Annotated in this window: 8 protein-coding genes; all 8 read left to right on the top strand. The window is 73.4% G+C overall.

From position 1 onward, the window contains the following. The first annotated feature begins 22 nt into the window (after positions 1 to 22). The 8 genes from ACZ69Q_RS06450 to ACZ69Q_RS06485 all read left to right on the top strand — a co-directional run bounded on the left by ACZ69Q_RS06450 (position 23) and on the right by ACZ69Q_RS06485 (position 11,911). A complete protein-coding gene (locus ACZ69Q_RS06450; protein WP_471037291.1) occupies positions 23 to 2,719 on the top strand; it encodes a BTAD domain-containing putative transcriptional regulator in 2,697 nt (898 codons plus the stop codon). Positions 2,720 to 2,952: 233 nt separating this feature from the next. Next, positions 2,953 to 4,227 (top strand): glycosyltransferase, encoded by a 1,275-nt coding sequence (locus tag ACZ69Q_RS06455; RefSeq protein WP_471037294.1) that lies wholly within the window; start codon positions 2,953 to 2,955, stop codon positions 4,225 to 4,227. 26 nt (positions 4,228 to 4,253) lie between these two features. Next, positions 4,254 to 4,916 carry a class I SAM-dependent methyltransferase gene (locus ACZ69Q_RS06460; RefSeq protein ID WP_471037297.1) on the top strand — a complete coding sequence of 221 codons (663 nt, stop codon included), beginning with the start codon at positions 4,254 to 4,256 and terminating at the stop codon, positions 4,914 to 4,916. Positions 4,917 to 4,948: 32 nt separating this feature from the next. Next, a complete protein-coding gene (locus tag ACZ69Q_RS06465) occupies positions 4,949 to 6,151 on the top strand; it encodes a DegT/DnrJ/EryC1/StrS family aminotransferase (protein WP_471037301.1) in 1,203 nt (400 codons plus the stop codon). A gap of 94 nt (positions 6,152 to 6,245) precedes the next feature. Further along, entirely contained in the window at positions 6,246 to 7,709 is a 1,464-nt protein-coding gene (locus ACZ69Q_RS06470; protein ID WP_471037303.1) for an NAD(P)/FAD-dependent oxidoreductase, read from the top strand. Between the two features lie 58 nt (positions 7,710 to 7,767). Further along, positions 7,768 to 9,306, top strand: coding sequence for a GMC oxidoreductase (locus ACZ69Q_RS06475; RefSeq protein WP_471037306.1), 1,539 nt, complete (start codon positions 7,768 to 7,770; stop codon positions 9,304 to 9,306). Positions 9,307 to 9,341: 35 nt separating this feature from the next. Next, positions 9,342 to 10,670 (top strand): UDP-glucose dehydrogenase family protein, encoded by a 1,329-nt coding sequence (locus ACZ69Q_RS06480; RefSeq protein ID WP_471037307.1) that lies wholly within the window; start codon positions 9,342 to 9,344, stop codon positions 10,668 to 10,670. A 32-nt stretch (positions 10,671 to 10,702) separates the two neighbouring features. After that, positions 10,703 to 11,911, top strand: a complete 1,209-nt coding sequence (locus tag ACZ69Q_RS06485) for a glycosyltransferase (RefSeq protein ID WP_471037311.1) — start codon at positions 10,703 to 10,705, stop codon at positions 11,909 to 11,911. The last annotated feature ends 177 nt before the right edge of the window (positions 11,912 to 12,088 follow it).

Consider the following 12,088-nt stretch of genomic DNA (forward strand, 5'->3'; position numbering starts at 1 on the left):
AGCGAACGGGAGCGACACGGGCATGAAATTCCAGGTACTGGGCCCGCTGACGGTCCTCGACGACAGCGGCCCGGTCGCGCTGAGCGGCGTCAAACAGCGCGCCACACTCGGCCATCTGCTGCTGCACGCCAACGAAGTCGTCGCGACCAGTGCCCTGATGCGGGCCCTGTGGGCCGGTGAACCGCCGCCCACCGCCCGCAAGATGCTCCAGAACGCGGTCTCCGCCCTGCGCGGACTCCTCGCCGCCGAGGACACCGAAGCCACTCGCGGCGCCCCCGTCCTGCTCACCCACGCCCCCGGCTACCTGCTGCGCGTCGACGGCGACGACCTCGACCTCAGCGCCTACCGGGCCCTCGCCGACCGTGGCCGCGCCGACCTCGCCGCCGGATCCTGGTCCGCCGCCGCCCGTACCCTGCGCGCCGCCCTCGACCTGTGGCGCGGCCCCGTCCTCGCCGACCTCGCCGAGTCGGGCACCGACTGGCCCGAACTGCGCACCCTCGCCCAGGCCCGCTCGGCCACCCGTGAGGACCTGTACGAGGCCGAACTCGCCTGCGGACGGCACCACGACGTGCTGGAGGAACTCCGCATCCACGCCCAGCGGGAGCCGGAACGCGAGCGGCTGTGCGCCCAGTTGATGCTCGCCCTCTACCGCCGCGGCCATCAGTCCGACGCTCTGGACGCCTACCGCCGCACCAGGGCCGCGCTGGCATCCCGGCTCGGCCTGGAACCGGGCCGGGTGCTGCGCGCCGTGGAGCGTGCCGTCCTCGACCACGATCCCGTCCTCGGCCAGCCCGACGCGCTCGCCATCATGGCCCTCGACGGCGAACCCCGCCGCCCCCGGACAACCGCCGCCACACCCCGCCCGGCCGCCCGCATCACCCCGGTCACCCCCGTCGGCTTCGACAGCCGCCCGGCGCCCGGGCCCCCCGCCGCACCGGCACTCCCCGCACCGTCACGCACCCCCGCCTTCCCGTATCCCGCCGCACCCGCCGGCGTCCTGACCGAACAGCACAAGCAACTGTCGATGCTGCTCGTGCGGACCACTCTCGGAAAGGGCCTCGGCGGTGCCCCGGAGGACGCCGCCCGGCTCTCCGGGGAACTGGCCGTCGCCATCCGCGACGAGGTCGCCCGGCACGGCGGAAAGGTCTCCGGCGTGCTCGGCCCGGTCACGTTCGCCCTGTTCGGTGTCGTCCGCACCCGCGAGGACGACGCCGAACGCGCGGTCCGGGCCGGCCGGGCGATCCTGCGCAGACTCCGCCAGTACGGCGCGGGCGGCCCCGTCCCCGTGCACGGCGGCTCCGCTCCCCGCGTGGCCGTGGCCACCGGCGACGTCGTCGTCACCTGTGCCGCCGACGGCACCGGCGCCGTGCCGATCGTGAACGGCGCCGTACCGAAGAGCTGCGCCGACCTGCTCGAGACCGTGCCGCCCGGCGGCATCAGGGTGTGCGCCACGACCCGCTCCGGCACCGAACGCTCCCTCGTCTACGGCCCGGCCGGACCCGACGGCGCGTCCGAGCCGATCGGCGCACGCACGGCCTGCACGGACACCCCGCCCGCCCTGGTGGGCCGGGACCGCGAGCTGGAACAACTGGGCGGAGCGCTCGCCGACGTGGCCCGCCGGCAGCGGCCCTGCCTGCTCACCGTGCTCGGCGAACCCGGCTCCGGAAAGACCCGGCTGATGGCCGAACTGGCCAGGCTCGCCCGCCGCTCCCCGTACGGTTTCCGAGTCGTCACCGGGCACAGCTCCTGGTGCGACCGCGACCGGCCGCTCGCCCTGCTGGAGCGCACCCTGGCCTCGGCCACCGGCGCGGACGACTGCGCCCGCGACGCCCTCGCCCGCACGGTCCACGCCCTGTTCGGCACCGGCGACCGCGGCGCCTGGCTGCTCGACCGGCTCGGCCCGCTCCTGCGCGCCGAACCGCCCGCCCCCGCCGACTGGCCCGACCTCGCCACCGCCTGGCGGCTCCTGCTCACCGGCCTCGCCGCCGAACGCCCCCTGCTGCTCGTCCTGGAGGACCTGCACTCCGCGCCCGACCCGGTCCTGGACCTCGTCACCGAACTCGCCGACGCCGCCGGACCCGTACCACTGCTCCTCGCCGTCACCGCACGCCCCGAACTCCTCGACCGCAGGCCCAGTTGGGGCGGCGGCCGGCGCGACGCCCTCGCCCTCACCCTCGACCCGCTCGACGAGCCCTCCTCGGCCGCGCTGCTCGACGCCCTCCTCGCCGGCGACGGCGGCACCGCGTTGCCCGCAGACCTGCGGCGCGATGTCCTCGCCCGCGTCGGCGGCAACCCCCTCTACGCCGTGGAGTACGCACGGGAGCTGGCCGGTGCAGGGCACGGCCGCCCGGCGGGGCCACCCGTGATGCCCCGCCATGTGCGGCAGGTGGTCGCCGCCCACCTCGACACGCTGCCGCCGCTCGCCAAGGCCGTCCTCGTGTGCGCCTCCGCCCTGGGAGGCGTGTGCTGCGCCGACGGAGTCGCGGCGGTGGGCGGCGTGGACCGTGCCGAAGCCGCGCACTGGCTCGACCACCTGGAACGCCGGGACTTCCTGCGCCGCTCCCGGCACCCCTCCGCCACCGGCGCCCTGCGCTACGCCTTCCGGCACCCGGCCACCCGCGAGGCCGTCGACGCGCTCGTGCCGCGCACGGTGCGCGAGGACCGCAGGCGCCGCGCCGAGGCCTGGACCGAGAACACGGCCGCCCAGCTCACCGCCTGATTCCGGTACGCCTTCTAATTCGTCTTTCGCCGAATACCCGCAACGCCGCGAAGTCGTCCGCTCATTGAGCCGATTACCCGCCGGTGGAAACACCCAACTGGGTCGCCGCATCCGGATCCCATAAGTTCTTCACCGAGCGGCGCGGAAAGCGCGCCGAAGACTCGGGAAAACACCGAGCGCGGCGGCACATCATGACGTGTCCGAACGTCGCTTCCGCACGGAAAGGAATGGTTGTGCGCATTCTCTGCAGCCTCGCGCTGTCGCCTTCCAACGCACGTGCCCTGCTGCCGCTGGCCCGAGCCGCGGCGGAGGCCGGTCACGAGGTCACCGTCGTCTCCCCGCCGGAGATGGCCGGTGTCTTCGAGGGCGAGGACATCCGCGTCCTGCCGCTGTTCACCGACATGGCCGAGATCGTGCTCAGCCTGCTCCAGCAGAAGCGCATCGACTTCGCCCCCTCCGACCCGTTCTCGCCGCAGACCCTCCTCGCCACCGCCTGCGGTCCGCACGTCACCGACGCCTACCGGCAACTCCTCGACGTGGCCCAGGAGTTCAAGCCGGACGTGATCCTGCGCAGCGGCGTCGAGTTCGCCGGCTACCTCGTCGCCGAGACCCTCGGCGTCCCGCACGTCACCGCGCCCTCCGGCGGCGGCCAGTACCTCGACGCGAAGCTGGCCCTGGCGGAGCTGAACCTGCGCCGCGCCGAACTGGGCCTGCCCGAGAGCGACTCGGCCGAGGCGATCCACGCGCACGGCCGCTTCGACTGCATGCCGCCCGAGTACGCCTTCACCGCCAACGAGATGGGCGGCACCTTCGCCTACCAGCAGCCGTCCGCCATCGTGCGCGGCGAGACCGGCCCCGAGTGGCTGCGCGACCTCCCCGGCGACAAGCCGCTCGTGGTGGTCTCCAGCACCAACGTGTTCGCCTCGCTGATGCACCACTCCGTCTTCCCGCGCATCCTCGACCTGTTCTTCGACGGCGTGGTCGCCGGGCACCTCTTCGAGGGCCTGGACATCGAGGCCGACCCGGCGCTGGTCGTCGGCGCGTTGATGCCCGGTGACGCCAACCCGCTCACCACCATCGTCAAGGGCCTGTCCCAGGTGGACTGCACGGCCGTCGTCGCCACCCGCGGCATGCCCGTCGACCCGGCCGCCGTCGGCGACAACGTCCACCTCCACGACAGCATCCCGCAGCCGCTGCTGCTGGAGACCGCCCAACTCCTCTTCACCCACGGCGGCTACAACAGCGTCCGCGAGGCCGTCCGCGCCGGCGTCCCCATGGCCGTCCTGCCCGAACTCAGCGACCAGGCGCACAACGCCGACCGCGTCACGGAGCTCGGACTCGGGCTGCGCGTGCCCAGCGCAGCGGCCGACGATGTCGCCGACACCGTCAAACGTCTGCTCGCCGACCCCGGTCACACCCACGCGGCCCGTACCGCGCAGCGCCACATGCTCGCGCTGCCCCAGGTCACCGCCGCCGTCGACCACCTCGTCGCCCTCGCCGGCCACTGAACCGGAATCCAGACAGGAGCAGGAAGATGGACACGCAGTTCCTCCGGGCGTTCTACGACCTGGCCTCGTGGATCCGGCTCTCCCCGCTGCTGAACGGCCCCTACCTGCCGTTCTCCGCGTGGTCGCTGCGCCCTGGCGCCCTGATCAAGCTGCTCGACGACATCGCCCTGGGCGACCGCAAGGTCCTCGTCGAATGCGGCAGCGGCACCTCCACGATCGTCTTCGCCCGCTATCTCGCCCAGCGCGGCTACGGCAACGTGCTCTCCCTGGAGCACGACGAGAAGTGGGCACGCTGGGTCAACGACCAGTTGGCGCAGGAGGGCCTGACCGAGGTCGCCCGCGTCGTGCACGCCCCGCTCGCCGAGCACCCGGCCGCCGTCAAGCGCGTCGAATGGTACGAGCCCGGCACCGTCGAGGACGAGATCGGCGCCTTCACCGACAAGCACGGCAAGATCGACCTGCTGCTCGTCGACGGCCCGCCCGGCTGGGAGCAGGGCCGCAAGATGGCCCGCTACCCGGCCGTACCCGCCCTCAAGGACCACCTGGCGCCCGGCGCCACCGTGATGCTCGACGACGTCAACCGCTCCGAGGGCGTGGAGATCACCAAGCGCTGGGAGGACGAGTGCGGCCTCACCATGCAGCTCGACCCCTACGGCACCCGCACCGCGTTCGGCAACCTCCCCGGCTGACCGGCGCCACCCCCCCCCGGAAGGAGAGGGCAATGCTGGCCCTGAACGGCGGGCCCAAGGTGCGGACGCAACCCTTCCCGCGCTGGCCCGAGTACGACGAGACCGAGAACCTCGCCCTCGCCCGCGCCCTCCAGCAGGGCGAGTGGGGGCGGCACGGCGGCAAGGAGGTCCAGGCGTTCGAGCGCGAGTTCGCCGAGTTCGGCCAGGCGCCCGCCGCGCTTGCCGTCACCAACGGCTCGCACGCCCTCGAACTCGCCCTGGAACTCGCCGGGATCGAACCCGGTGACGAGGTGATCGTGCCTGCCTACACCTTCGTCGCCACGTCCACCGCAGTGCAGCGCCGAGGTGGTGTCCCGGTGCTCGTCGACGTCACCCCGGACACCTTCTGCCTGGACCCCGCCGCCCTCGACGCCGCCGCCACCGACCGAACCCGCGCCGTCATCCCGGTCCACATCGGCGGCCACGTCGCCGACATGGACGCCATCACCGCCTGGGCCGCAGCCCGCGGCGTCACCGTCATCCAGGACGCGGCCCAGGCCCACGGTGCCACTTGGCTCGGCAAGGGCCTCGGCGCCCTCGGCTCGATCGCCACCTTCTCGTTCCAGAGCACCAAGGTGATCACCGCGGGCGAGGGCGGCGCCCTGCTGCTGCCCGACGAGGAGACCTACGAGGCCGCCTGGATACGGCACAACTGCGGCCGTGACCGCGAACTCCACCTCGCCACCGGCTCCTCCAACTTCCGCATCTCCGAACTCACCGCCGCCCTGCTGCGCGCCCAACTGGCCCGGTTCGCCGACCAGAACGCCCGCCGCGCCGCCCGCCACACCGAACTGGCCGCCGCGCTCGGCGAGATCCCCGGCATCCGCCTCCAGGGCCGCGACCCGCGCTGCACCGGCAACCCGCACTACATGACGACGTTCGTCCTCGACCAGGACGAGCTCGGCGGGCTCGACCGCGACACCGTCGCCCTCGCGCTGCTGATGGAGGGCATCCCCGCCTTCGGCAGCCACCAGCCCCTGCACCGCACCGACGCCTTCTGGACCGGCGCCACCGGCGGCGCCCGGCCCGAGGAACTCGCCGAACGCTGCCCCAACGCCGAACGCGTCGGCCGCGACGGCGTGCTCATCGGGCACCAGGCCCTGCTCGGCACCCGCCAGGACGTCGACGACGTCGCGACCGCCGTCGCCAAGGTCCTGGCCGAACTGCCGCGCGACGGCACCCCCGCGACCGCCTGACGCCGCGGGAACCGACGACCCCGACACCGAACCCGACACCGACTTCGCACACCCCGCGCCCGGCGCGGCGGTTCACAGGATGGGAACGAAAGCGATGACCAGCGACAACCCGGCCGGCCGGACCTTCGAGGTCCTCGTCGTCGGCAATGGTGTGCTCGGCCTGTCCCTGGGCCTGACCCTCGCCCGCCGTGGCACCAAGGTGGCCGTCCTCGGCCGCACCGACCGGCCCTGGGCCGCCTCCACCGCCGCCGGCGCCATGCTCGGCACCTTCGGCGAGGTCACCTCCACCCTCATAGCCAGCGAACAGGGCCGCGCCAAGCTCGACCTCGGCGTCCAGGCCACCCGCCTGTGGGACGACTGGCTGGAGCAACTGTCCGAGGACACCGGCGAGAGCGACGACCTGCGCTGCGCCGACGGCACCGTGATGCTGCTGAACTCGGTGGGCGTACCCGGCATCGACTCCGCCAACTACGCCGCCATCCGCAAGACCCTCGACGAGTACAAGGAGCCGTACGAGGACATCGACCCGGCCGAGCTCGGCTGGCTCGACCCCGACCCGCTGGCCCGGCCGCTGATGGGCATGTTCATCCCCGGCGAGCACGCCGTCGACTCCGGCCGCCTGCTGGCCCGGCTGCAGACCGCCCTGCTGAAGGCCGGCGGCACCCTCCTCGACGGCTTCGGCGAGAGCCTGGTCACCGAGGGCGAGCGCATCACCGGCGTCAAGCTCACCAGCGGCGACACCCTCACCGCCGGCCAGGTCGTGCTCGCCGCCGGCGCCGCCTCCCAGACCCTCCTGGACACCGTGCCCGCGCTGAACGGCAGCATCCCGCGGCTGTGCGCCGGCGTCGGCGTCTCCGTCGTCGCCCGCGTCAACCCCGACGTGCCCGGCCCCACCAGCGTGCTGCGCACCCCCAACCGCGCCTTCGCCTGCGGCCTGCACCTCGTGCCGCGCGGCCAGGGCCACGTCTACCTCGGCGCCACCAACGCCATCGAGCCCGAGCCCGCCGACGTGCCCTCCATCCGCGACGCCACCTTCCTGCTCGGCTGCGCCCTGCGCCAGTTGCGCCGCGACCTCGACACCGCGGGCATCGAGAAGATCCAGGTCGGCAACCGGCCCGTCGCCTTCGACGGCTTCCCGCTCGTCGGCGGCACCGGCCTCGACGGCCTGTGGATGATGACCGGCACCTACCGCGACGGCCTGCACCTGTCGCCGCTGCTCGCCGACGAGATGGCCCGCCGCATCCTCGGCGACGACACCCGCCACGACCTGTCCGTGTTCCAGCCCGTCCGCAAGCCCACCCAGGCGCACAGCCGCACCGACGTCGTCGAGACCGCCGTCACCCACCTGCTCGCCACCGGCTACGAGGACGAGTGGAAGATCCCCAACGCCTGGCCCGCCGTCATCGAGGCCCAACTGCGCGCCGGATTCGCCAAGTTCGCCGACGCCCTCGACGACGACTACACCCCGCCCGCCGAGATCCTCGCCAAGGCCCAGATGAACCCGGCCTTCGCCCAGCAGGTCCGCCAGTACTACGCCGCGAGCCGCGCGGCTCACTGACCGGACGCGCGCCAACACCACCCCCCACAGCACCACACAGAAGGAGAGTCGCGTCACCATGAGCTGTCCCGAACTTCCGCCGACGGTCGACCTGCTCGTCGTCGGAAGCGGCCCCGTGGGGTCGGCCGTCGCCCGCCGTGTGTACGACGCCGTACCGCACGCCCGGATCCTGATGGCCGACCTCGGGCCGCGCCTGACCGATCAGGCCGGGCTGCACCTCGGCAACCTGCCGGCACCGGAACGGGCCGCGGCCCAGGCCCGTTCCCAGGGGCGCGATCCCGAGACCGCGCCCGGTGAGGACGGCGCCCTGGTGAAGAAGTACGCGGACCGCGGCACCCATCTGCTGCGGCCCCGCCGCGACGACGAGCCCGAGCAGTCCGGCATGCCGGCCGCGGTCATGTCCAGCAACATCGGCGGAATGGGCGTGCACTGGGCCTGCACCGCCCCCCGCCCGCTGGACAGCGAACGGCTGCCGTTCCTGCCCGCCGACGACCTCGACGCCGCCCTGTCCGTCGCCGAACACCTGCTGAGCGTCACCCGCGACGCCTACCCGGCCACCGAGGCCGGCGACCTCGTGCTCAAGACGCTCGGCCAGCTCTTCGACGGCGACTACCCGGTCGGCCGCGGCGTCGGCACCATGCCCCTCTCCTGCACCCCCCGCCCGGGCCGCCGCCCGCTGTGGGGCGGCCCCGACACCGTCCTCGGCCCGCTCGCGCACGCCGGAGCGACCGCGGGCGACGGGCGCTTCCGCATCGCGGACGAGACCATGTGCCGGCGCCTGCTGTTCAACGGGCGAAAGGTCACCGGAGCGCTCCTCGAACACCTCCCGACCGGCACCGAGTTCGCCGTACGCGCCTCCGCCGTCGCCGTCTGCGCCGACGCGCTGCGCACCCCGCAGTTGCTGTGGGCCTCCGGCATCCGCCCCGACGCCCTCGGCCGCTACCTCAACGACCAGCCCAAGACCGTCAGTTCCGTCCACGTCAAGGACGGCCCCACCGCCGGGGTCGCCGCCCGCGGCACCGTCGACTTCGGCGGCGACATCCGCGACCTGGAGACCGGCCGCTTCTGGGTGCCGTTCGCCGACCCCGGCCGCCGCAACCACGGCCAGGTCATGACCATCGACACCTCACCGCTGGAAGGCGTCGACCCGGCACTGTTCGTCGGCATGGTCTGGTACGGCGCCAAGGAGATCCGCGCCGACGACCGCATCGAGTTCTCCACCAGCGAGGCCGACGCCTACGGCATGCCCGACATGACCGTCCACTACGACCTCACCGCACGCGACCTCGAAGGCGCCGAACAGGCCCGCGCGGACCAGGAGGCCGTCGCCGAGGCACTCGGCGGCGAGTTCCTGGAACGGCCCGAACTGTTCCCCGCCGGCAGCTCCAAGCACTACCAGGGCACCGTGCGCATGGGCCCCGTCGACGACGGCACCTCGGTGTGCGACACCGACAGCCGCGTCTGGGGCTTCGACAACCTCTACGTCGGCGGCAACGGGGTCATCCCGACCGCCACCGCCGTCAACCCGACGCTGTACAGCGTCGCCCTGGCCGTCCGTGCCGCGGCGTCCATCAGCGCCCGGCTCATCGGCGTCTGACCGCAGCGAAGCAACCGAGAATCGAGGTGGCTGCCGTGCACCGCCACACCATCGCCGTCATCGGCACCGGCTATGTCGGACTCACCGCAGGTGCCTGCCTGGCGTCGCTCGGACACCGGGTGGTCTGCGCCGACCTGGACCCGGTCAAGGTCGCGGAGCTCAACCGCGGCGAAGTGCGCATCCTGGAGGAGGGCCTGCCCGAGCTGGTGCAGGCCGGCCTCGACGCGGGCCGGCTGCGTTTCGTCGTCGGCGCCGCCGACGCGGTACGCGGCGCGCGCACCGTGTTCATCTGCGTCGGCACCCCCACCGGACCCGACGGACGCGCCGACCTCACCGCCGTCGACGCCGTCGTCGAGGAGATCCGGACCCTGCTGGAACCCGACAGCGTCCTGGTCACCAAGTCGACCGTGCCGGTCGGCACCGCCGCCCGCGTCACCGCCGCCCTCGGCCGGCCCGACGTCGGCGTCGTCAGCAACCCGGAGTTCCTGCGCGAGGGCACCTCCGTCGCCGACTTCCTCCAGCCCGACCGGGTCGTGATCGGCTCCGCCAGCCCCTGGGCCGCCGCCCAGGTCGCCGAGCTGTACGCCGGGGTCGACGCGCCCGTCGTCATCGCCGACGCCGCCAGCGCCGAGGTCGTCAAGTACGCCGCGAACTGCTTCCTCGCCGTCAAGCTGTCCTACGTGAACACCCTCGCCGAGCTGTGCGAGGAGGTCGGCGCCGACATCGGCCGGGTCACCACCGCGCTCGGCCAGGACCACCGCATCGGCGGCGCGTTCCTGCGCCCCGGACCCGGCTGGGGCGGCTCCTGTCTGCCCAAGGACACCCGCGCCCTGCTCGGCACGGCCGACGCGCTCGGCGTCGACTTCCCGCTCGTGCGGGCGGCCATCGACACCAACGCACACCAGCGCACCCGGATCGCCGACCGGATCGCCCGCCTGTGCGGCGACGCCGACGGCTCCCTCGCCGGGGTCCGCATCGGGCTGCTCGGCCTCACCTTCAAGGCCGGCACCGACGACCTGCGCGACTCACCGGCCCTCGCGCTCGCCGCCGAACTCGCCGGCCGCGGCGCCGAACTCACCGCCCACGACCCGGCGGTCCCCGCCACCCGGCACACCGAACTCCCCGCCGACATCAATGTCGTCGACGACCCCCATCAGGCCGCCAAGGGCGCCTCCGCGCTCGTCCTGTGCACCGAGTGGCCGCAGTATCGCGGCCTCGACTGGCCCCGGATCGCCGCCGACCTGCACCATCCGCTCGTCGTCGACACCCGCAACCTCCTCGACCCGGCCGCGCTCAGCGCCGCGGGCCTCGCCTGGCACGGCACCGGCACCAGCCCGGTCGAGCCCGCCCTGACCGCCGTATAGACCTGTAGAGCCGCTCAGAAAGGTCCGTCACCATGCGGGTGCTGTGCAGCATCACCGGCTCGCCCTCCCACGCGCGCGCCTGCCTGCCGCTCGTGCGGGCCCTCGGCGACGCCGGACACGACGTCCTCGTCGTCACCGCCGACAAACTCGCCCCCGTCCTCGCCGGCGAGCGGGCCCGCGTCGAGGGCGTCTACACCGACATCACCGCCCAGGGCATGCGGCTGCTGTTCGAGGGCAAACTGCCCATCCCCGAGGAGTTCAGCCGTTTCGCCCACGACCTGTGGGCCACCCTCGGCGCCGGACCCCAACTCACCGACGCCTACGACCTGTTGCTGCCGCTGGCTCGTGAGTTCCGGCCCGACGTGATCCTGCGCGACGGCTACGAGTTCGCCGCACTCCTCGTCGCCGAGACCCTCGGCGTACCCCACGTGCCCGCGCCCTCCGGCTCGGGCCAGTTCCTGGACCCGGAACTGCTGCTCCCGCTGCTGAACGACCGCCGCAGCGCCCTCGGCCTGCCCGAGACCGACGACCCGGTGGCCGTCTACCGGCACGGACGCCTCGACTGCATGCCCGCCCCCTACTCCTTCGCCCGCCCTCTCGCCCCCGCCGCCGTCGCCTACCGCCAGCCCCGCACCGTCACCCGCGGCGAGCGCCTGCCCGACTGGTTCGCCGAACTGCCCGCCGACAAGCCCCTCGTACTCGCCTCACTCGGCACGGGACTGCCCGGCACCGTCCTCGAATTCCTCGACAAGGCCCGCGAGTTCGGCGCCCCCATCCCCGTCTACGACCCCGCCGAACCCCTCGACACGGTCGTCGAGGCCCTCTCCGAACTGGACTGCGCCGCCGTCGTCTCCACGCTCGGCATGCCCGTGGACACCGCCAAGGCCGCGCCCCACGTCCGCGTCGTCGACCGCTTCCCGCAGCAACTCCTCCTGGAACACGCCGCGTTGTTCGTCACCCACGGCGGCTACAACAGCATCCGCGAAGCCGTGCGCGCCGGCGTCCCCATGGCGGTCCGACCCATGTTCGGCGACCAGCGGTACAACGCGCTGCGCGTCGCCGACCTCGGACTAGGCGAGCACATCGCGTCCCGGGGCGCCGAACCCATGCTGGAGGCCTGCCGCCGGCTCCTGGCCGACGAGAGCGTCACCGACGAGGCACGGCGTGCCCAGAAGGACATGCTCGCCCTGCCCGGCATCGACGCCGCCGTCACCCACCTGCAACGCCTGGCCGCGAACTGACGGCCTCTCCCGCACTCGCGCACCGACGCCGACGCGGCCCCCGTGGCCCGTCGGCGCCGTCATGATCACGCAGCGCGCTCCATCTCCTTGTGATTCCCCCAGTCGTCCGTCCGAATAATCGAACCAGTTGGGCGAACGGATCAGGCCACCCCCACGTTCCCGGCCGCCGCACGCCGA

The sequence above is a fragment of the Streptomyces sp. NPDC036764 genome (assembly GCF_055609385.1).

Coding starts and splice junctions, on each gene's coding strand:
- ACZ69Q_RS06450 (WP_471037291.1), top strand. CDS start 23: ATGAAATTCCAGGTACTGGGCCCGCTGACGGTCCTCGACGACAGCGGC.
- ACZ69Q_RS06460 (WP_471037297.1), top strand. CDS start 4,254: ATGGACACGCAGTTCCTCCGGGCGTTCTACGACCTGGCCTCGTGGATC.
- ACZ69Q_RS06465 (WP_471037301.1), top strand. CDS start 4,949: ATGCTGGCCCTGAACGGCGGGCCCAAGGTGCGGACGCAACCCTTCCCG.
- ACZ69Q_RS06470 (WP_471037303.1), top strand. CDS start 6,246: ATGACCAGCGACAACCCGGCCGGCCGGACCTTCGAGGTCCTCGTCGTC.
- ACZ69Q_RS06475 (WP_471037306.1), top strand. CDS start 7,768: ATGAGCTGTCCCGAACTTCCGCCGACGGTCGACCTGCTCGTCGTCGGA.
- ACZ69Q_RS06485 (WP_471037311.1), top strand. CDS start 10,703: ATGCGGGTGCTGTGCAGCATCACCGGCTCGCCCTCCCACGCGCGCGCC.